Genomic DNA, 20,315 nt, shown 5'->3' on the forward strand with positions numbered 1-20,315 from the left:
CCGCTGATGGTCGATGATGACCCGCTGCAGACTCAACGTGATGTGGGCTTGCCCGTCGCGGTGGAGTTGAGTGCGTCCGAATTCGAGGATGCCGAAGAAATCGGACGTGGTGGTTTCGGTGTGGTGTATCGCTGCAGGCAGGTGGCGCTGGAGCGCACGGTGGCGGTGAAGGTGCTGACCACCGAGCTGGACGAGGACAATCAGGAGCGGTTCTTTCGCGAGCAGAAGGCTATGGGCCGTCTGACCGGGCATCCGAATATCGTCACGGTGCTGCAGGTCGGTGTCACCGCGAGCGGGCGGCCCTATCTGGTGATGCCGTATCACCCGTTGGATTCGCTGGATGCGTGGATTCGTCGGCAGGGACCGTTGCCGTTGGAGACCGGGTTGTGGGTCGGGGTGAAGATCGCGGGTGCGCTCGAAAGCGCGCATCGGCTCGGCATCGTGCACCGCGATGTGAAGCCGGGAAATATTCTGCTCACCGATTACGGTGAGCCCGCGTTGACCGATTTCGGTATCGCGCGCATTGCCGGCGGGTTCGAAACGGCGACGGGCGTGCTGACCGGGTCTCCGGCGTTCACCGCGCCGGAAGTGCTCGGTGGCGATGCACCGACACCAGCAGCCGATGTCTACGGTCTGGGTGCGACCTTGTTCTGCGCGTTGACCGGGCATGCCGCGTTCGAGCGGCGCAGCGGTGAGCAGGTGGTGGCGCAGTTTTGGCGGATCACCAGTCAACCGGTGCCCGACCTGCGGGAAAGCGGTATTCCCGATGACTTGTCGGCGGTGGTGGAATCGGCGATGAACCGGGATCCGCAAGCGCGGCCGTCGGCAGCGGAGATCGGCGAGGCCATTCGGCAGGTACAGCGTCAGCACGGATACCAAGTGGGGGAGATGGCACTGCGGACACCGGACAGGGGCCCGTTCGAGCATGTGCCGCCGTCGCAGGTTCGGGCCGCGCCGCAGCCAACGAGGGGTGGTGGCGGGACCGGTGAGCTGCCGCTGGAGTTGACCAGTTTCGTCGGCCGCCGTGCCGAGGTGTCGGAGATCAAGAATCTGCTGTCGGTGTCGCGGCTGGTGACGTTGGCCGGGATCGGTGGTGTCGGCAAGACCCGCCTGGCGTTGCGGGCGGCGTCGAATGCTCGACGCGGTTTCCCCGATGGGGTCTGGGTGATCGAATTGGCCAATGTGCGCGACCCGTCACTGCTGATCGGCGTCGTGGCGTCCACTCTGGGCCTGCGTGACGATTCGGCCCGACCGATGCGGGACGTGCTGGTCGAGTTCCTGTGTTCCCGGGAAATGTTGCTCGTTTTGGACAATGGCGAGCAGGTTGCGGAGGCGTTGGCGGAACTGGTCGAAACACTGTTGCTGGCCTGTCCGGGCCTGCGGATTCTGGTGACCAGCCGCGAGCCGCTCGACATCGCTGGAGAAGCGGTGCTGCGCGTGCTGCCGCTGACCGTTCCGGGCGGCGGCGGTGAACCGTCGTTGCGGGGAATGCCCAAATTCGACGCTGTGACGTTGTTCACCCAACGTGCCGCTGCGGTCGTGCCGGGCTTCGAGATCACCGAGGACAACAAGGCCGCGGTTGCCGGTATCTGTTCGCGGCTGGACGGGTTGCCGCTGGCGATCGAACTGGCCGCGGCACGAATGCGCACCCTGTCGCCGGAGCAGATTTTGGCGCGGCTCAGCGATCGGTACGCGCTGCTGACCCGCGGCAGTCGCACCGCGCCGAAGCGGCAGCAGACCCTGCGCTGGTGCATCGACTGGAGCTACCAATTGTGCCCGCCGACCGAGCAGCGGCTGTGGGCCCGGTCGTCGGTGTTCGCCGACGGCTTCGAACTAGACGCTGCCGAAGGGGTGTGCGGTGCGGGCCTGGAGCGGGAGAGTTTACTTGACGGGTTGTCCTCCCTGGTGGACAAGTCGATCGTGAACCGCGAAGAGCTGGATGGAGTCGTGCGTTTCCGGATGCTCGAGACTGTTCGCGACTTCGGGCGCGAGCAGTTGCGCGAGTCGGGCGAATACCAAAAGCTGCGTCGACGACACCGCGACTGGTACGAGCGGCTGGCGCTGGATGCCGAGGCCGAATGGATCAGCGATCGGCAGCTCGATTGGCTGGCCCGGCTCGATCGCGAGCAACCGAATCTGCGCGATGCCCTCGAGTTCTGCCTGTCCGACGACACTGCGGACTCGGCCGAGGCCGGGCTGCGCACCGCCGCCGCGTTGTTGATTTTCTGGAGCTTTCGGGGTTTGTACGGTGAAGGTCGACGATGGCTCGACCGCACCCTCGATACCGGTGCGGGTTCGGTATCCGACCGTGTCAGAGCGCTGCTAGCTTGCGTTATCATGGCCGCGGCGCAGCGAGACCCGCAGTCGAGCGTTTCCTTACTGGAGCAGGCGCGCGAATTGGCCGCCCAGGATCCCACTCCCATGAATCAGGCGTCGGTTGCCTACGCCCAGGGTTCCTTGGCGCTCTATCAGGATGAACCTGCTCGAGCAGTCACCTGCCTCGAGCATGCTGTCGAGATATTCGACTCGAACGGGCGAGGGCCCCTAGGGATCGCTGCATTGATGTTACTGGGTTGGGCCTACGCAGCGAAGGGCGATTTATCGCAGGCGATCGAGTGTCACGAGCAAATGCTGTCCATCACCGAAGCGCGTGGTGAATCGCTTTATCGGTCGATGGCGCTGTGGGGGCTGGGCATCCTCGTATCGCAGCGAGGCGAGGGGGCCCGCGCACAACAGTTGCTGCAGGAATCGCTGCGAGTGAACCAGCGTGTGCGTAGCCCGGTCGTGGCGGCATTGGATATCGAGGGGCTGGCGTGGATTGCCGGCGATGGCGAACGTGCGGCTGTTCTGATGGGTGCCGCGGCAGCTTTGTTGCGGTCTTCCACCCCTGGTTTTTCTGTCTTCCCCGAGCTATCCCACTATCACGACGAATGCGAGCGTACGGTGCGTCGCGCACTCGGTGAACGACGGTTCGACGCGGCGTTCCGGCGCGGCGTGGCCATGGGGCGCAGCGCTGCGGTGGCCTACGCGCTGGGGGAGTCGCCGACCCCCACCTCGCGCACTTCGGAACAGAAATTGACCAAACGCGAACGGCAGGTCGCAGACCTTGTGGCCCAGGGACTCAGCAATAAGCAGATCGCCGCGAAATTGGTGATCTCGCCACGGACCGCGGACGGGCATGTCGAGCATATCCTGAGCAAACTGGGATTCACCTCCCGCACGCAGATCGCGGTCTGGATCGCGGACGAGGCCCAGCGCCAGAGTCCCTGACCACACTGGGCGCGACTGCGCGGATCTTCGACGTTTCTGGCTCGCAGGCGTCGGAACGACGATCCTCGCGTGCCTCGCCTGTCGTCGATGAGCGCGTCGCTCACCTGAAACCCACGTTGGTGTGCCCGTTATCGGTGAGGACCTGCAAGAGCATTGGGGTGCTGAGGAAGCCGGTATCGAGGCGGTGGTCGGCCTGCTCGATCAGTTCGACGAGCCGATGCCGGCCCGAGGGTGCGCGCCACACTCGGGTGGCAGGCCACCGGGAGATCTCCCCGACTCGGGGGACTTCCTCGGCAACGAGTCGGCGTGGGTGACCGGTCAGTAGCTGTGCCGCACCGAACCGGCCGGGACGCTGTGCCGCTGACAGCCAGTCGCTGTCGGGGATACGCAGATCCACCCGTTCGCCGTGCTTGGGGTCGGATCCGATGATCCGTCCGGGACCTGCGGCCCAGCCTTCGTCGGTGACCACTGTGCGCGTGGTGCCGTCGGCCAGGTCGAGTTCGATCTGTAGGAGCGCGGCGAGCTGGTTGCCGTAGGCGTTGCGGCGGCTCGCGAAGCCGAGGCGGCCCCGGTAGCGTCCGTCGCCAACGGCCAGCCCCATGATGTTGTCGCCCACCCGAAACCGATCGGTGACATCGTAGGTTTGATATTCCATGTAGTGGTCGAACGGAGTGAAGCGGGGGACCAGGCAACCCGCTGTGATGCTGAGGTCATGGCGAGGTCATCACCGACCGTCGGCGACGCTATCGGTTCGCGACCAGCGGTGTATCGACCCCGATGGGCCCTGTCTTTTGTGCGCCGCCGGGGGCGCCGACGGGTTCGTCACGTCCGGGCAGGACGGTAGTGAAGAAGATCCGGTTGTCCTCGACGAAGGCCGCATCGGTGTCGGAAACTCGTCGGTCCTGGCTGATGGCCTGGACCGGGCACACCGGTTCGCAGGCACCGCAGTCGATGCATTCCTTCGGATTGATGTAGAGCTTTCGGTCGCCTTCGTAGATGCAGTCGACCGGGCATTCCTCCATGCAGGATTTATCCATGATGTCGATGCATGGGCTCGCAATCACATAGGGCATAACGACTTCCTTCGAGTGGGGACGGCTAGGCCGCGACGGGTGCGGGAGCTGGCTGCTCGTCGGTCGAGTGACCGGGGAACAATTGAGTGCTGGGATCGAGGTGAACAGCGGCGTTGTTGACGGCGGTGGCGACTTCGCCGAATCCGACCGAGATCAATCGAACTTTGCCGTCGTAGTCGACGACGTCGCCGGCCGCGAATACCCCTGGCACGGCGGTGCGCATGGCGGAGTCGACGACGATGTGGCGGTTGTCGTGCAGTTGCAGGCCCCACTCCCGGAGTGGGCCGAGGTTGGCCAAGAAGCCGAGGGCGGCGACGACGCGTTGGCAGTCGACGCGTCGGGGTGCGGCTTCGCCTTTGACGGTGATTTCGGCATGGGTTACCGCGTCGCCGCCATGTAAGGAGCTGATCTCCGCGTCGGTGATCACCTGCACGCTGGATTGGTCCAGTTGGGTCACGGTCGCGGCGTGTGCGCGGAAGGCAGCGCGTCGGTGCACGACCGTGACCGTGGCAGCGATGGGCTCGAGCATCAACGCCCAGTCCAATGCCGAATCACCGCCGCCGACAATGACGACGTCGGCACCTGCGTAGGACAACGGGTCCGGCACGAAGTACTCGAGGCCCTTGCCCAGGTACCCTTCGCCGACTGGGAGCGCACGGGGGGTGAAGGTGCCGATGCCCGCAGTGATCACCACTGCGCCGCAATGGATTTCGGTACCGCGATTGGTGGTCACGACGTATCGGCCGGTGTCGGTGCGGTGTAGCCGCTGCGCGTGCTGTCCGAGTATGTAGCGCGGTTCCGCCGGAGCGGCCTGCAGTGTCAGCGCGGCGATGAGGTCACGTCCTCGAACGGCGGGATACCCTGCGATATCGAAGATCTGCTTCTCTGGATACAGGGCGCTGACTTGGCCGCCGAGTTCGGGCAACGAGTCGATGACCGCGCTGCGTAACCCGCGCACGCCCGCGTAATACGCGCCATAGAGTCCGACCGGTCCCGCGCCGACGATCAGAATGTCGACCTCGATTGACATTGGTGAATCGGTCATTGGGTTGCCTCCGAAGCGTGGAGAAGTTGTTCCTTGACGCGGAAGCGTTGAATCTTGCCGGTCGCGGTCTTGGGAAGTTCGCTGGCGAACATCACCGAACGCGGGCTCTTGAAGTGCGCCAATCCGTCTCGGCACCAACCGATCAGCGCCTCCGCGGTGATGTCTTCATGTCCCGGTGTCGGGACCACCAAGGCGATGGGTTTATCCAGTCCGTCCTTGTCGGGTATGCCGACGACAGCGGCTTCGGCGACGGCCGTGTGGGCGCGGAGCCGCTCCTCGACCTCGCTGGGGGAGACCCAGATGCCCCCGGCTTTGATCAGATCGTTCGTGCGGCCGAGGCAGTGATAGTAGCCGTGTTCGTCGAGGACGTAGGTGTCGCCGGTTCGCAGCCATTTGCCGTGGAAAACGGTCCGGCTGGCATCGGTTTGGCGCCAATATCCCAAGGCGATGGATTCGCCGCTGACGTAGAGGTCGCCGGGAGTGCCGGGTGCGACCGGTATTCCATCCGGGTCCCTGATTTCGAGGGTGTAGCCGGGGACGGGTTTACCGGTGGAGCCCGGTCGGATATCGCCGGGACGATTGGACATGAAGATATGGAGTGCTTCGGTGGATCCGATGCCGTCGAGGATCTCGACCCCGAACCTGTCGTAGAACCTGCGCTGCAGGGATTCGGGCAGAATTTCCCCCGCGGAGACGCACAGGCGCACCGAGCGGAAGGTTTCGACGGGCACGTCGGCGGCGAGCAGACCGGCGTAGAAGGTCGGTACGCCGAAGAACAACGTCGGGCTGGTAACGGTGAGGCGCTCGGACATCGACGCAGGTGTCGGCCGCAGCGGTTGCAAGACGGTGGTGGCACCGGCCGCGAGCGGAAAGAACAGGCTGTTGCCGACGCCGTAGGCGAAGAACATCTTTGCCACCGATAGACAGATATCGCTGGGCTCGATGCCGAGGGTCTGCAGACCGTAGGTCTCGTAGACGTGGCGTATGTTGGCGTGCCGATGCATTGCCGCTTTGGGGGTGCCGGTGGTGCCGGATGTATAGAGCCACAAGGCCCAGGAATCGGCGGAGGTCGGAGTCGGTGGCTCGACCGGACCGTCGAGTTCACGCCAGCGCCTTACAGTCACCGCGTTCGCGGTCGCGGGTAGATCGGCGTCGACCACCACCAGGTGGGTGAGCTCAGGGGCATTCGTCGTCGCGAGCAGGGCGGTGTCGACGAACTCCGGACTCGCGATCACTACGCGGGCACCGCAGTCACGCAGGGCGGTTCCGAGTTCTCGGCTGTTGAACATGGTCGACACCGGAACCGCGACGAGTCCGGCATGGAACGCCGCCAGGATGGCGACTGCCATGTCTACGTCGTCGGACATCACCAAGACGACCCGGTCGTCTCTGTTGAGTCCGAGTCCGCGCAGGCCGCCTGCGACACGGGCGAGCTCCTCGGCGAGTTGTCGGTAGGTCAGCTCCCGCTCGGAGCCGATCAGCGCGACCTTTTCGCCCGCGCCATCCCGGACGTGCCGGTGCACGAGAAAATCCGCGGCGTTGAAGATTTCCATCGAACTAGACCCGCTTCACATCGAAACTGGCGCGCTGCCCGGTGCCGTACCGGCGCAGTGCGCCCTCGGGTCCGGCGGCGTTGGGACGGATGAAGATCCAGTTCTGCCACGCGGTGAGCCGCCCGAATATCTTGGTTTCCAGGGTTTCCGGACCGACGAACCGGTGGTTCGCCTCCATTCCGGTCAGCGCGTCCGGCGACAATGCCGCGCGCTCCTCGAGCACGATGCGCAATTCGTCGGCGAAGTCGATATCGTCGAGCGCGGAGGTGACCAGACCCAGGCGGTCGGCGTCGGCGGCGCGCAACGGCGTGTAGAGATTGTCTGCCGCCGCTTTCAGGCTCTCGGGATGGCCGTAGAAGCGTGATTCGAGGCGTGTGAGTCCATTGCCCATGGGGTAGCTGCCGAAGCTGGCCTCGGTCAACTCGATGGCCGCGGGGGTCGCGTGGGGATCGATGTCCTGGAAGACCCCGTCGAGCATGTATTGGCGGTCGCTGGCCAATGCCAGTTCGGCCAGTAAACCGACGAACGCGCTGCCGGGTTCGATCACGGCGAACAGGCTGCGGCTGGTCACGTCCAGGCGCTTGAGTGTGCGCTTGTAATAGTGGCGGACCTCGTTGATGAACCAGTTGTCGCGCAGCTGTTCCAGCTGGTCGTCGTAGCCGCGCACGACTTCGGGCGTGCCGGTGACGCGGATGACCCAGGTACCGAGGTCTGATTCGTTGGTGCGCAGCCGCAGGATCAAGTCGTCGAGTTCCCGGGTCATGGCCAGGGGCCAATATTCGGCGCCTTCGGCGAGCACCGCCTCGATATCCGCGGGCGCGGCCTCGGTGGGCCCATCGATGACGATCTCGACGAGGCGAAGATCGCGTTGCACGGTGGCGTGGACATAGCGATAGTCCACGGTGTCACCCGTCGTCACTCGCTCGAGCGGGGTGAGTACAACCCCGGTCGCGCCATCCGGACGGGACGATGTGGCCGCGGCCTCTTCCGCGCGTGCGCGCACTCGTTCATCGAATTGGCCGCGCGCCACCGTCTCGTCGATCAGACCCCATTCCACGGCCGTCGAGCCGCGGACTCCTTCGGATTTGGTGGCGAAGATATCGGCGCGATCCTTACGGACCTTGCGCTTGTCGACGACTCGGGTCAGACCGCCGGTGCCGGGAAGTACGCCGAGGAGGGGGACTTCCGGCAGTGAGACGGCCGAGGAGCCGTCGTCGACCAGGACGATCTGGTCGCATGCCACGGCCAGTTCGTAGCCACCGCCCGCTGCGGTTCCGTTGAGTGCGGCCAGGTAGATCTGGCCGGAGTGCGCGGTCGCGTCTTCGATGCCGTTGCGTGTTTCGTTGGTGAACTTGCAGAAGTTCACCTTCCAGGAATGCGTCGACTGGGCCAGCATGCGAATGTTGGCTCCGGCGCAGAACATGCGTTCGAGCTCGCCGGTCACCACCACTGCTTTGATCTCGGGGTGTTCGAAACGCAGCCGCTGCACGGCGTCGTAGAGTTCGATATCCACACCCAGGTCATAGGAGTTCATCTTCAATTCGTAGCCCGGTACCAATCCGCCTTGGGGATCGACGGAGAGCGTGAGCGTAGCGACCGGGCCATCGAACGTCAGCGCCCAGTGTCGATAGCGCGACGGATGCGTGTCGAACTCCACCTCGGTGGTATCAGTCGCCGAACCCGTGGTGGGCAGCTCGGTCGTTGTCATTGGTGTGCCTCTCGGAACGTGGCAGCGGCGCAGCGGGAAGGGGCTGCCTTGCTATCGAATATCATACTACTAGACAATTGTGATGCGCGGAATATTTGTAGACAATTAAGGTCGGCTCGGGATCCCGTCGAGTACCTCCCGCGCGAAGGACTCGACGATGGCTGTGCGCCGCGCCCCCGACCCGACAGGACAGAAGACCAGCGCATCCGCCCCGGCGTCGCGGTACTCCGCTATTCGGGCGCGTACACGCTCCGGCGTCCCGTGCAGGAGATACCGGTCGACGAGGCGGCTGAAGTCCTGCTGATAGATTTCGCCGACGGCATCGGCGACCTCCTCGCGCGAGCGGGCGGGCGGGGTCGTCGTCGACACCTCCCCAGCAGTGGATGGCGCCGGTGATCGTCGTCGGGTCGCGTCCGTGCCGCTCGGCGTGCTGGCGCACCACGGTCAGCGAATCCGCGAGTTGCTCCGGGGTGTACATGTAGGGAAACCAGACATCGGCGAACCGTCCGGCCCGGCGCAGCGCGGCCGGTCGCCTGCCGCCGACCCAGAGCGGTGGCCCACCGGCTTGGATCGGCGGCGGCATGATCCGAAGGCCGGGAACGTGGGTGTAGGTTCCATGGAATTCGGTGGTCTCGCCGGTGAACAGCCTGGTCAGGACATCGAGCGCCTCGTTGGTGCGTGGCCCGCGTTCCCGGGCGGGCACACCGGCCGCGGTGAATTCGCCGGGGAATTCACCGCCGACGCCGATGCCGAAATCGAAACGACCCTCAGAGACCTGGTCGAGGCCGATGGCGAGCTTGGCGGCCAGCGCCGCGGAGTACAGCGGCAGGATCGTCAGTGAGGACAGCAGGCGGATCCGGCTGGTAGCCCCCGCCGCGGCCGCGAGCGAGACGAACGCATTGGGCGTGGCGCCATGGAAGAACAGGTGCTCACCCGTGCTGACGCCGTCGAAACCCGCGGCCTCGGCGGCGGCCGCGTCCGAGGCCGCTTGGCGCTGGTCGGGCCCCAGTGTCACAAACACCTTCACGATGACCTCGCCTCGCCGGTACCGCCCGTTGCTGAATCAGGCGAGCGCTTCTTCACGCAGGTGCACGTAGTCGAATTCGACGGGTTGGTCGTTGATTCCGGCCTTCGGCGGCGCGATCCAGCCCGCGAAATCGCCGGGCTCGTAGTGCGGCACCATGAGTTCGGCGACCTTCGCCCGATCCGCCTCGGTCGGCAGCCACTCATCGGCATGCGCGCGCCACTGCTCTTCGGTGAGTACTTCGCCGGTGGGGGAGACGTGATGTCCGGCGTAGTTGCCGACCTTGCGGTTGAATCCTTCGTGCGGCAGAACCAGCCGCTGTGCCAATCCGGCGTCCTCGAGGGCTTGGTTCCAGCGGCGCACGCCGTTCTCGCAGTCCGCGACGTACTCGTCGCGCAGGTCGAGGTTGAGTGCGGTCAGTGCCGGAACTTCCTGCTCGACGATGGCGCCGTCACGAATGGTGCGGATCGTGACGGTGGCGTCGGTGAGCTGATGGTCGTCTTTGCGGCGGGTCTCTTGCCAGCGGCCCTTGAGTCCGCCGGTGTAGTAGGCGGCCACGTTGGTGGACTGCTCGGAGCCGAACAGGTCCATCGAGACCGAGTACTGGAAGTTCAAGTACTTCTGAATAACGGCGAGCGGGATGCCGCCGTGCTCGAAGATGTCGTCGGTGCCGTGCCTGACGGTGAGTTCAGCGGTGCGCTCGACAGTGCGCTGCACTCCGGTGGTGCCGACGAACATGTGATGGGCTTCCTCCTTGAGCATGAACTCGCAGGTGCGTGCCAAGGGGTCGAACGCGGATTCCTTCAGGGTGCCCAGCTGGTATTTGCCGTCGCGATCGGTGAAGTAGGTGAACATGAAGAACTGCAGCCAGTCGGTGGTCTGCTCGTTGAACGCGCCGAGAATGCGCGGCGAGTCCAGATCTCCGGAATTGCGTTTGAGCAGTTGTTCGGCTTCCTCACGCCCTTCGCGGCCGAAGTATGCCTGCAGCAGATACACCATCGCCCAGAGGTGGCGGCCCTCTTCGACATTGACCTGGAACAAATTGCGCAGGTCATACAGGCTCGGCGCGGTATTGCCCAGGATTCGCTGCTGCTCTACCGAGGCGGGCTCGGTATCGCCCTGCACGGTGATCAGACGCATGAGTTCGGCTCGGTACTCGCCGGGGACCTCTTGCCAAACCGGTTCACCCTTGTGCTGACCGAAGGCGATTGTGCGGTCCGGATCGCGCTCGGCGAGGAAGATGCCCCACCGGTACTGCTCCATCGGGACATGGTCGAAATGGGCCCAGCCGTCGCGGCCGACCGCGATCGCGGTGCGCAGGTAGACATCCTTGGTCGGCAGCGCGGGGCCGAGTGTTTTCCACCAGTCCAGGAATTTCGGCTGCCAACTCTCCAGTGCGCGTTGCAGTCGGCGGTCCTCGGACAGGTTGACGTTGTTGGGGATGCGCTCGCTGTAGTCGATGGCGCTGAGCGGGCCGGTGGGCGTGGGAGCGGCGCCGGTGCGGTCCTGGTTGTCGGTCATGGTGTCCTCCTGTGGTCCATTAATAGTCTACAAAAGATTATCGAACCGTCTATGGATATGTAGAAGAATCTTGGTGGCCGGTTCACCACAGCCCCCCGGTGGCGTCGATGGTGGCACCGGTAACCCACTGTGCTTGTGGCGATGTCAGCCAGGAGACGACCGGAGCGATATCGGTCGGCGCACCGAGACGACGCAACGTATTGGCGGTGGACATGGCATCTATGGCTTTCGGATCGGTGCCCGTTCGCAGTGTTTCGGTGTCGGTCGCACCGGGCCGCACCACGTTGACCGTGATCGATCGGCGGCCCAATTCCTTGGCCGCCACGCGGGCCGCGGCTTCGACACCGGCCTTCATAACGGCATAGGACGCCTGCCGGGCGGGGCAGAGATAGGCCGCGGCACTGGACAACATGATGATGCGTCCATGATCGATGACATGGGTGGCCGCCGCTGCGAGGGTGATCAGCGCGGAGCGCAGATTCGTGCGATAGTCCCGATCGATGCCGTCTTCGTCGAGGTCGGTCAGTCTCGTGTAATCCCATGCGCCGATGCAATGCACGACGGTATGTAACCGGCCCAATTGCTCGGCGGCCGCCAGGGCGGATTCGACGCCGATACGGGTGGTCGCGTCGGTCGCCGCGCAGGCCGCGGTCCCACCGGTTGCGGTGATGTCGCCGACGACGGCCTCGGCACGTCCCCGGTTTCGGTGGTAGCCGACAAGAACGGCGTGCGTGCGGGCCAGTTCGGCGCAGATCGCCGCGCCGATTCCCCCGCCGCCGCCCAGGACCAGCGCCGCGGTGCGGTCCTCGGTGTTCATGCGCGCGCCATGGCCGCGAGGAACTCGGGGCTGCCCTGTATCGCGGTTCGCTGCATGAAGTGGCTGAGGCTGCGCAGCCCCGCGAGCTCCTCGCCGCCGCCGGCGCGGCCGGGCCCACCATGTACCGCGTGTGGAATCGCCGCACCATGACCGGTGGATTCGGCCGCGTTGTCGGAATTGAGGACCAGAAGTCTGCCGTGCCACGGGGCGGCGGCGATTACCGCGCGGGCGGCGATCCGCTCGTCCGCCGTAACGATCGACGCGGCCAGGCTGCCACCGCCGCGGGCGATCTGATCCATCGCGTGATCGAGGTTGTCGTAGGGCAGCAAAGAACTCACCGGACCGAACGCTTCGATTGTGTGCGGCTCGACCGCGTCGGGACTGTCGAATCGCAGTAGCAGCGGCGAAATGTATGCGCCGTTGTCGAAATCTGCTGTGCTGGTGAGGTTGTGCGGCACAGCCTCGGGATCGCCGTAGACGAGTCGCCCAGTCTTGCCCAAGCGTGCGACTGCCGCGCGAACGTCCTCGCGCTGGTCGCGTCCGACCAGCGGACCTATTCGGACGGCAGGGTCCCGAGGATCGCCGATAGGCATGCTGGACAGGCGTTCGCGTACCGCGTTCTCGACCGCGTCGATGAGATCGTGCGGAACGAAGGCCCGGCGGATCGCGGTGCACTTCTGCCCGGTCTTCTGCGTCATTTCGGTGACGATGCCGCGCACGAAAAGATCGAACTCGGCGGTTTCCGGTGTCGCGTCGGCACCCAGCAGGCTGCTGTTGAGCGAATCGGCCTCAGCGGTATATCGCACCGCGTTCGAGGTCACGACCGGGTGGCGCCGCAACGCGGCCGCTGTCTGGTGCGATCCGGTGACCGAGAGCAGATCCTGCCCGGTGAGGGCATCGAGCAGGCCATCGGCCGGCGCGCAGGCAAGCTGCAGCGCGCCCTCGGGCAGGATGGCGGATTCGATGATCTCCCGGACCACCGCTTCGGTGAGATATGCCGTCGCCGACGCCGGTTTTACGACGCTGGGCACCCCGGCCAAGAAGGCCGGTGCGAACTTTTCGAGCATGCCCCATACCGGGAAATTGAACGCGTTGATCTGAACGGCCGCGCCCAGCAACGGCGTGAGCAGATGCTGGACCCCGAATGTGCCTGCTTTGCCGAGCAATTCGACGTCGCCGTCGAGCAGGACATGGCTGGCGGGCAGTTCCTTCGCGCCTTTGCTGCCGTAGACGAACAGCACACCGATACCCCCGTCGATATCCACCGCGGCATCGCGACGCGTGCTGCCGGTGCACAATGAGAGCTCGGTGAATTCGGGGATCTTCGCAGTCAGATGTTTTCCCAGATTCTTGAGCAGCGCGGCCCGATCCTGAAAGGTCAACCCGCGCAAAGCACTTCCGCCGACAACGCGGGCATAGTCGAGTACTCGCGCATAGTCCAACGGCTCGGTGGAAATGCGGGCCACCGGTTCGGCCGTGGCGGCGTCGAGGAGGGGACGACCGGCATCACCGGGACGATGCCATTGCCCGCCTGTGTAGCTGTGCAGGATTTCGGTCATCGGCGGTTCGCCCTCTCGCTGGGAGTTGTTGTCCTGGACAGGAATGCGTCCATGCGTCGGTACTTTTCGTCGTCCTCGAACAGCATCGCCTGGATGACGAGGTCCAGCTCGGGGTGTGCGTCGGGGCCGGCGTCGACGGCGAGCTTGGTCATGCGCAGAGCGATCGCCGAACTCTTCGCGATATTCGCCGCGAGTTCGTGTGCGGCGGTGAGCAGTTCGCTGGGCTGCACCACCGAATGCACGAGTCCGATGGCCAGCGCGCGCTCGGCCGTCAGATTCGCGCCTGCCAGCAGTACCTGCTTCGCGATACTTTCACCGACGAGGCGCACGAGCCGATGGGTGGCGCCGGCGCCGGCGATGATGCCCAACCGCGGTTCCGGTTGCCCGAAGACAGTGCGGGGTGTGGCGATGCGGATATCGCAGGCGTAGCTGAGTTCCGCACCCCCGCCGAGGGCGTGACCGTCCATCGCGGCGATTGTCGGCATCGGTAGTCTGCGGATCCGGTCGAACAGGTTCAGGTTGATGCCCGCGAGTGCGTCCGCACGGCCGCGCCGGTTCAGCTCCGCGATATCGGCGCCGGCGGCGAATACCCCGTCGGCGCCGCCGGTGAGAATCGCCAGCCGTGGATTGGCCTCCAAATCCGCACAGACTTGGTGCAATTCGTCGATCATCTGTGCGTCGATCGCGTTGCGTCGATCGGGGCGCTCGAGGGTGATCTCGAAGACTCCGTCGGTTTCGGTCAGGCGCAGACCCCGGTAGCCGGTCATTGATCGCTCCAGTCGAAGAACCCGCGCCCCGACTTCTTGCCCAACTCACCCGCCGCGACCTTGTCGATGAGAAGTCGGGGCGGTGCGAACCGCGGCCCCAGACTGGCCGACAGTTGCTCGGCGATATGGAGTCGTACGTCGAGCCCGACCAGATCGGTCAGCCGCAGCGGCCCCATCGGATGGCGGTAACCCAACTCCATGGCGCGATCGATATCGGCTGCCGAGGCGACATTGTCCTCGAGCATTCGTATTGCCTCCAGCCCCAGTGCCAGCCCGAGTCGGCTCGTCGCGAAACCGGGAACGTCGCGCACGACGATCGTTTCCTTTTTCAGATAGTCGCCGATTTCCCGGGCGGCAGTCACCGTGTCGTCGGACGTCGCTGTGCCGCAGACGATTTCGAGCAACGGCATGGTCCATACGGGGTTGAAGAAGTGCAACCCGATGAGATTGGCCGGTCGCCGCAACGCATCGGCCAGTCGCGAAATGCTCAGGGCGCTGGTGTTGGTGGCCAGCATCACCGGCTCACGGCGTTCGGCGGCGGCGAGCACATCCAGCTTCAACTCGAGGTTCTCGGGAACCGCCTCGATGATCAGATCCAGGTCGATCGGCAGGCCCTCGACCGAGCCGACCGTCGATACCGACGAAGCGATGTGCTCGACGGATTCGGGTTCGAGCCGGCCCTGGTGCAGTAGCTTGTCCGCGCGCGACGCGATCGTCTCGCGCGCGTGATCCGCGCGCGAACGATCGCTGTCGGCGATGACCACGCAGTCGCATCCGGCCTCGGCGAAGACGTAGGCAATGCCCACACCCATCGTGCCTCCACCGATGACACCAACACTGCGGACAGGCGGTTTGTTCACGAGTTTCCTAACTTGGACGGCAAACGGGTGAAGATCGCCCGAGCGTTGCCCGACAACACCTTTGCCAACGTCTCCTCGGGCAGGCCCAGTCCCATCAGGGCCTCGACGTTGTTGCGTATGCCGGGCACACCCGGCCAATCCGTGCCGAAGATCATCTTCTGGGCGATGCGATTCAGATCGAATCGGCCGTAATACTCCGGCAGCTTCTTCGGCGGCAACCCGGCCAGGTCCAGCCAAACGTTGGACTTGGTCTGGGCCATGAACGCGGCGACGTCGTACCACCAGCCCCGCCCACCATGGGCGAAGACGAATTGCAGATCGGGAAAGTAGTCCACCGCATCCAGCAGCAACTCCGGATTGCCATAGCTGGTACGTGAACCGGGGAAGCTGGAGACGCCGGAGTGGAAGATCACCGGTACACCGAGGTCGCCGCAGCGGGCGTAGACCGGATAGAGCTCCTTGTCGCCCGGGTCGAAAACGCCGTGCACCGGGTGCAGTTTCACCGCGACCGCGCCCAGGTCGAGCTGACGCTGCAATTCGTCCAGCAGCGGAAAATGTAAGTGCGGATTGAGGTTCGCGACAAGACTGAATCTGGCGTTGTTGACTGCCGCGAGGCGCGCCACATCTTCGATCGGCTGGATGCCGGTGGCGCGGGGGCTGTATTCGCAGAACAGCAGTGCGTGATCCACACCCTCGCCGCGCAGCAATCCGTCGAATGCGACGGGATCGGCTCGCTCACCCACGTACGCGTCACGCCATGGATGGTCCTTCGAAAAGCTCTCGGCCCACTCGAGCCACGCCGGCCTCAGGGTGTTCAGCGCCGGCGCGTGTACGTGAGCATCGATGACCGGGTAGCCGTTGATCATGGATCACCTCGGAACCGTGATGAGTAGGATGCCATTAGTCTACATAAAACATGCGATCAATCAAAATGATGTAGATTGAAGCCGTGGGAGTTCGTCTCGCGCTCTGCGGCCTGGTGGGCGCAACAGCATGGCGCGAGCCCGGTATCTTTATGAGCACGGTGAGCGGCGGGGCGCTTGCTGAATGAAGACTGTTGATGAAAGGTGTCCAGGAATGTCGGTATCGCCGTTCATGGAGGACGACGATGTTCTGGCCGCCGGCTCCCGGCGTCGTCAGATCGGCGCGGGTAGCGCCCGCAGCTTGCTGCTGACCATCCTGGGCGAGTTCGTTCACCCACGCGGTGTTCCGGTGTGGACCGCGACATTGGTCGGCGCGCTCGGAGCGTTGGGTGTGGAGGAGAAGTCGGCTCGTCAGGCGATAGCTCGCTCGGCCGCCGACGGCCTGCTGGTATCTCAACGGGACGGGCGGCGGGTCTGCTGGCAGGTGACTACGCCTGGTACTCGGCTACTGGCCGAGGGAACTCGCCGGATCTATACCTTCCTCACCGATGCCCCGGCCTGGGACGGACGTTGGCTGGTGCTGTCGGTCGCCATTCCGGAGACCCAACGGCAGCTCCGTCACAAACTTCGCACTCAATTGACCTGGCTGGGTATGGGTTCGCCGACGGCCGGCATCTGGATCGTGCCCGACACCGGCCGGGAGTCCGCGGTCGCTACGGTCATCGAGGAACTCGGCCTGGCCGACAAGGCGTTCGCGTGGACCGGAACCGTAGCGTCGATCGGTAGCCCCGATGCCATAATCGCCGACGCCTGGGCGCTCGACGACGTCGAGCAGCGGTACGCCGAATTTCTGTCGACATTCGGTGATCTGGCCGTCACAACAGCGGCGGAGGCGTTTCAGGCCCAGGTACGGCTGGTCCAGGCATGGCGCCGGTTCCCGTTCTTGGACCCCGCGCTGCCACGGGAATTGCTCGATCACGATTGGCCGGGGCCGGATGCCGCCGCACTGTTCCATCGCCGCCACGACGAATGGCATAAGGCGGCGCAGGGCTACTGGACGGATCTGCAGTTGCGGACATCGTGACGCTTGTAGCCCTGAAGCTGAGTCCACGAAGGTCTCGAGGTCGACGTGCGACAAACGATCTCATGAAGATCGACGGGTGGTCAGCATCCGCGAGTCGCACTCGAGTTGCCATTCGCTGAGCTTCCCTTGCGACGAGGGTCCTTCCCGCCGGAGTAGCGAGAAGGACCGAGCGTCGTGTCAGACGGTTCGCTGGGGCAGGAGGACAATGGCGGACGGATGATCCGGGTCGTGATAGATCTCTTGCTCGGCGACGCGGAGTTCCACCGCGGTCGCGTGGGATTCCCCAGTGCCGGTGTTGCGTGCGAAGCGGGGGAAGGCGCCGCTGCAGACCTGGACTCTGATCCGGTGGCCTTTCTTGAACCGGTGAGCCGTCGGCCAGAGGGTGATGCTGCGGCACGCGAGCCGGTCGGCGTCGGTGAGGCTGATCAGCCCGTCGCAGATGTTGAACGAGCGGCCGCGCGGGTCGACGTCGCACAGCCGCACGAAGATGTCGGCGTGGGACAGGCTGGAGCGGAACCAGATCTCCGCGCTGATCTCGCCGATGACCTCGATATCGTGCCCCAAGGCGGGGGTGGTGTAGGTGAGTACGTCGCGGCGAGCTTCCAGGGTCTTGTTGTTGACGCGTCCGGTGGTGGCGGTCAGCCGGGCTCCGCCGACAGCGGGGGGTGGGGTCGGCGGGGTCGTAACGGTACCGATCGGGTTGTCTCCTGTCGGGAGCCTGAGCAGTGAGCGTCCCGGATGAGCCGAGGTGCCAGCGTTGCGGGGCGTATCCCGGTGGTGGCCAGGAGGAGTAGTCCCGCCATTCATCCGCGCCCATCACGAACAGACGGACTGCGTCGCGCTCAGGCGGCTGCCGGCCCTCGGCGTGGGCCAGGCCGAAGTCGATAGTTTCCTTGACAGAGGCCCCGAGCTGGCCCATCGACGTATGGGTCGAGGGCCCGATGGTCAAGCGCGCGTCGGCTCCGCTGTCCTGAAGGATGGTGAAGTCGCGGAGTTGACCGGGCAGGAAGACGTCATACCAGCCAGCGATCGAGCTGAGCGGGACCGTGACGTCGCTGACACGGGCCCGGTGGTCGATACCGGCCCAGCGTTCGGAGGTGGCGTCGTGGCGGAGGATGTCCTGGATGTACTGCGACCGCTGCCCGATGACGACGAGGTCGGCCTCTCCCAAGGGCAGGGAGGCCAGGGCCCGCTTTTGCTTCCTGGCCTCCAACTGCTGGCGGAGGAGGGCGCCCGTGCGCTCCTGACCTGCGACCAGCACGCCCCAGGCGAAGGGGCTTTCCAGGGACAGAGCGTCGGCGCGCAGGAACTCCAGGCTGAGCGCGGATTCCGTCATCTGGGGAATCATCGCGAAGGCGGATGCCGACCAGCGTGGAGTCGGCGTCGTGGCCAGGAAGTTCTGGATGATGTCGGACCGACGCGTATAACCGCCGTGTCATGGCTGTGGCATTCGGCGCACCGGAAGGATGATTGCCGAGGGGTGATCCGGGTCGTGGTACACGTCTTGGTCTGCGGCGAGGAGGGTGGTCGCGGTGGTGTGTGGTTCGCCGGTGCCGGAGTTTCGGGCAAATCGTGGAAAGGCGCCGCTGGACACTTGGACCCGGATGCGGTGGCCGCGTTCGAAACGGTGTGCGGTCGGCCAGAGTGTGACGGTGGTGGCAGTGATTTCGTCCGCGTCGGACAGACTGGTCAGGCCATCGCAGACGTTGTGTGAACGGCCGCTGGGGTCGACGTCGCAGAGCCGGACGAAGACGTCGGCGTAGGGCAGGCTGGAGCGGAACCAGATCTCGGCACTGACCTCGCCGATGACTTCCACGTCCTGCTCGAGCGGTGGCGTGGTGTAGAGGAGGACGTCCGGTCGTGCTTCCAGTTCGGTGTTATCGACTCGGCCGCTGTCGCGGACCGTTCGGACGCCACCGGCCGCCGGCGTCGAGTCTGTCGGGTCGTAGCGGTACGTATCGGGTGTCGACTCATCGGGAACCTGGTTCGACAGCATTCCGTCGGAGTGCATGTGGAAGCGCTCGGGCGCATAGCCACGCGGCGGCCAGTAGTCGAAGTCGCGCCAGGCCTCCTGACCCATGACGTACAGCCGTACCGGCCCGCGCTGCGGGGGTTGCTCGCCACGCGCGTGGGCGAGCCCGAACTCGAGTGCTTCGCGTATCGGCAGGCCGTCGCGGGCGATGTGTGTCCACGGCCCGACCGTCAGCCGAGCCGGGCGTCCGGCCTCCTGCAGGATCTTGAAGTCGCGGAGTTGGCCGGGCAGGAAAATGTCGTACCAGCCGCCGATCGAGCTGACCGGCACGGTTACCTCGGCTACGCGATGCCGGTGGTCGATATCGGCCCAACGCTCGGTATCGCGGTCGTGGGCGAGGATGTCCTGGATGTAGTCGTCGCGACGACCGATCGCGGCGACATCGGCGCGACCGAGCGGAAGCGTCGCCAGTGCCCGGCGGATCTTGCGGCCCTGGACGATCCTTCTCAGTATGGGAAAGGAAAGTTCCTGCTCCGCGATCATGACTCCCCACCCGAACGGCGTCTCCAGTGACAGACCGTCCTTGCGCAGGAACTCCAGCGTCAGCGCCGACTCGGTCACATGCGGGATCATCGCCTTGACCTCGGGCGGCAGCCGATCGGCCATTGCCCACTGCGTGTACCCGAGGTAACTGGCGCCGACCAGCACGATGGAGCCGCCGAACCATGGCTGTTGCACCAGCCAGTCCAGGGTCGCCAGGCCGTCCTCGCGCTCATCGCGGAACGGGTCGAACACTCCGCCCGAGCCGAATGTGCCGCGGGTGCTCTGCATCAGCACCTGGAACCCGCGTTCGGCCAGTGGTCGGGCCATGCCCATCCCGATCAAACCGGCCCGGCCGTAGGGGACCCGCAGCAATGCCGTTGGCAGCGATTCGCCGTCGACTCGTGGCGCCCACCGGTCGGCCAGCAGCTCGACGCCGTCGGGCATGGGGACGCGGAGATCACGCTGGATGATCACGTCCCGGGTCGCCGGGGCCTCCAGTCCGATCGTGCGCTGCAGGAGATGGCTGACCAGGTTCATGGGTAACAGTTGCGCGTTTTTCCACATGTGTGCATCATTACAGCAGAGACTCTACATGAATAGCGCGCAACGCTAGTAAATTGACGAATGTCCCGGCGGTAGCCGATTGGCCCACTCGC

Annotated in this window: 16 protein-coding genes and 1 pseudogene; 2 read left to right on the forward strand and 15 right to left on the reverse strand. The window is 65.1% G+C overall.

Features of this window, described 5'->3' with window-relative positions; translation table 11 throughout:
• Window positions 1–6: 6 nt before the first annotated feature.
• Window positions 7–3,270: a protein kinase gene (locus ABZ420_RS21640; protein WP_357125479.1), complete on the forward strand. Its 3,264-nt coding sequence runs from the start codon at window positions 7–9 to the stop codon at window positions 3,268–3,270.
• A gap of 100 nt (window positions 3,271–3,370) precedes the next feature.
• Here the strand turns inward: ABZ420_RS21640 and ABZ420_RS21645 are convergent, their stop codons facing one another.
• The 12 genes from ABZ420_RS21645 to ABZ420_RS21700 form a co-directional block, all read right to left on the reverse strand.
• Window positions 3,371–3,973 (reverse strand): alpha-L-rhamnosidase N-terminal domain-containing protein, encoded by a 603-nt coding sequence (locus ABZ420_RS21645; RefSeq protein ID WP_357125686.1) that lies wholly within the window; start codon window positions 3,971–3,973, stop codon window positions 3,371–3,373.
• Between the two features lie 40 nt (window positions 3,974–4,013).
• Window positions 4,014–4,343, reverse strand: a complete 330-nt coding sequence (gene fdxA, locus ABZ420_RS21650; RefSeq protein ID WP_357125481.1) for a ferredoxin — start codon at window positions 4,341–4,343, stop codon at window positions 4,014–4,016.
• Between the two features lie 25 nt (window positions 4,344–4,368).
• Complete coding sequence (locus tag ABZ420_RS21655; RefSeq protein ID WP_357125484.1) at window positions 4,369–5,373, reverse strand: NAD(P)/FAD-dependent oxidoreductase; 1,005 nt, start codon at window positions 5,371–5,373, stop codon at window positions 4,369–4,371.
• A gap of 11 nt (window positions 5,374–5,384) precedes the next feature.
• Entirely contained in the window at window positions 5,385–6,941 is a 1,557-nt protein-coding gene (locus ABZ420_RS21660) for a benzoate-CoA ligase family protein (RefSeq protein WP_357125487.1), read from the reverse strand.
• A gap of 4 nt (window positions 6,942–6,945) precedes the next feature.
• Window positions 6,946–8,649 carry a 2,3-epoxybenzoyl-CoA dihydrolase gene (gene boxC, locus ABZ420_RS21665; RefSeq protein ID WP_357125490.1) on the reverse strand — a complete coding sequence of 568 codons (1,704 nt, stop codon included), beginning with the start codon at window positions 8,647–8,649 and terminating at the stop codon, window positions 6,946–6,948.
• Window positions 8,650–8,710: 61 nt separating this feature from the next.
• A complete protein-coding gene (locus ABZ420_RS21670) occupies window positions 8,711–9,676 on the reverse strand; it encodes an LLM class flavin-dependent oxidoreductase (RefSeq protein ID WP_357125493.1) in 966 nt (321 codons plus the stop codon).
• Window positions 9,677–9,712: 36 nt separating this feature from the next.
• On the reverse strand, window positions 9,713–11,194 hold the full coding sequence (boxB, locus tag ABZ420_RS21675; protein ID WP_357125496.1) for a benzoyl-CoA 2,3-epoxidase subunit BoxB: 1,482 nt from the start codon (window positions 11,192–11,194) through the stop codon (window positions 9,713–9,715).
• 82 nt (window positions 11,195–11,276) lie between these two features.
• Complete coding sequence (locus ABZ420_RS21680; RefSeq protein WP_357125499.1) at window positions 11,277–12,011, reverse strand: SDR family oxidoreductase; 735 nt, start codon at window positions 12,009–12,011, stop codon at window positions 11,277–11,279.
• Window positions 12,008–13,570 carry a phenylacetic acid degradation bifunctional protein PaaZ gene (gene paaZ / locus ABZ420_RS21685; RefSeq protein ID WP_357125502.1) on the reverse strand — a complete coding sequence of 521 codons (1,563 nt, stop codon included), beginning with the start codon at window positions 13,568–13,570 and terminating at the stop codon, window positions 12,008–12,010. Before paaZ ends, ABZ420_RS21680 begins: the two co-directional genes overlap by 4 nt.
• On the reverse strand, window positions 13,567–14,337 hold the full coding sequence (locus ABZ420_RS21690; protein WP_357125505.1) for an enoyl-CoA hydratase/isomerase family protein: 771 nt from the start codon (window positions 14,335–14,337) through the stop codon (window positions 13,567–13,569). Before ABZ420_RS21690 ends, paaZ begins: the two co-directional genes overlap by 4 nt.
• Window positions 14,334–15,197 (reverse strand): 3-hydroxyacyl-CoA dehydrogenase family protein, encoded by an 864-nt coding sequence (locus ABZ420_RS21695; RefSeq protein WP_357125508.1) that lies wholly within the window; start codon window positions 15,195–15,197, stop codon window positions 14,334–14,336. The genes ABZ420_RS21690 and ABZ420_RS21695 overlap by 4 nt, the downstream gene beginning before the upstream one ends.
• Window positions 15,194–16,063, reverse strand: coding sequence for an amidohydrolase family protein (locus tag ABZ420_RS21700; protein WP_357125511.1), 870 nt, complete (start codon window positions 16,061–16,063; stop codon window positions 15,194–15,196). The genes ABZ420_RS21695 and ABZ420_RS21700 overlap by 4 nt, the downstream gene beginning before the upstream one ends.
• Window positions 16,064–16,274: 211 nt before the next feature.
• Here ABZ420_RS21700 and ABZ420_RS21705 point away from each other — a divergent pair, with 211 nt between their 5' ends.
• Window positions 16,275–17,144, forward strand: a complete 870-nt coding sequence (locus tag ABZ420_RS21705; protein WP_357125514.1) for a PaaX family transcriptional regulator C-terminal domain-containing protein — start codon at window positions 16,275–16,277, stop codon at window positions 17,142–17,144.
• A 177-nt stretch (window positions 17,145–17,321) separates the two neighbouring features.
• On the opposite strand, the gene ABZ420_RS21710 is transcribed toward ABZ420_RS21705, so the two are convergent.
• From ABZ420_RS21710 to ABZ420_RS21720, 3 genes and pseudogenes are all read right to left on the reverse strand, one after another.
• A complete protein-coding gene (locus ABZ420_RS21710) occupies window positions 17,322–17,951 on the reverse strand; it encodes a CocE/NonD family hydrolase (protein WP_357125517.1) in 630 nt (209 codons plus the stop codon).
• Window positions 17,845–18,552 (reverse strand): annotated as a pseudogene (locus ABZ420_RS21715) (CocE/NonD family hydrolase); the annotation flags it as partial. The pseudogene ABZ420_RS21715 and the gene ABZ420_RS21710, both read right to left, overlap by 107 nt.
• A 27-nt stretch (window positions 18,553–18,579) precedes the next feature.
• Window positions 18,580–20,223: a CocE/NonD family hydrolase gene (locus ABZ420_RS21720; protein ID WP_357125520.1), complete on the reverse strand. Its 1,644-nt coding sequence runs from the start codon at window positions 20,221–20,223 to the stop codon at window positions 18,580–18,582.
• Window positions 20,224–20,315: the final 92 nt, after the last annotated feature.

The sequence above is a fragment of the Nocardia sp. NPDC005745 genome, from assembly GCF_040630775.1.
In the GTDB taxonomy this organism is placed as follows: Bacteria; Actinomycetota; Actinomycetes; order Mycobacteriales; family Mycobacteriaceae; genus Nocardia.

Excerpts from the sequence above, each read along its gene's own strand:
- ABZ420_RS21640 (WP_357125479.1), top strand. The coding sequence starts at position 7 with ATGGTCGATGATGACCCGCTGCAGACTCAACGTGATGTGGGCTTGCCC.
- fdxA (WP_357125481.1), bottom strand. The coding sequence starts at position 4,343 with ATGCCCTATGTGATTGCGAGCCCATGCATCGACATCATGGATAAATCC.
- ABZ420_RS21655 (WP_357125484.1), bottom strand. The coding sequence starts at position 5,373 with ATGTCAATCGAGGTCGACATTCTGATCGTCGGCGCGGGACCGGTCGGA.
- ABZ420_RS21660 (WP_357125487.1), bottom strand. The coding sequence starts at position 6,941 with ATGGAAATCTTCAACGCCGCGGATTTTCTCGTGCACCGGCACGTCCGG.
- boxC (WP_357125490.1), bottom strand. The coding sequence starts at position 8,649 with ATGACAACGACCGAGCTGCCCACCACGGGTTCGGCGACTGATACCACC.
- boxB (WP_357125496.1), bottom strand. The coding sequence starts at position 11,194 with ATGACCGACAACCAGGACCGCACCGGCGCCGCTCCCACGCCCACCGGC.
- ABZ420_RS21680 (WP_357125499.1), bottom strand. The coding sequence starts at position 12,011 with ATGAACACCGAGGACCGCACCGCGGCGCTGGTCCTGGGCGGCGGCGGG.
- paaZ (WP_357125502.1), bottom strand. The coding sequence starts at position 13,570 with ATGACCGAAATCCTGCACAGCTACACAGGCGGGCAATGGCATCGTCCC.
- ABZ420_RS21690 (WP_357125505.1), bottom strand. The coding sequence starts at position 14,337 with ATGACCGGCTACCGGGGTCTGCGCCTGACCGAAACCGACGGAGTCTTC.
- ABZ420_RS21700 (WP_357125511.1), bottom strand. The coding sequence starts at position 16,063 with ATGATCAACGGCTACCCGGTCATCGATGCTCACGTACACGCGCCGGCG.
- ABZ420_RS21705 (WP_357125514.1), top strand. The coding sequence starts at position 16,275 with ATGTCGGTATCGCCGTTCATGGAGGACGACGATGTTCTGGCCGCCGGC.
- ABZ420_RS21710 (WP_357125517.1), bottom strand. The coding sequence starts at position 17,951 with ATGAATGGCGGGACTACTCCTCCTGGCCACCACCGGGATACGCCCCGC.
- ABZ420_RS21720 (WP_357125520.1), bottom strand. The coding sequence starts at position 20,223 with ATGTGGAAAAACGCGCAACTGTTACCCATGAACCTGGTCAGCCATCTC.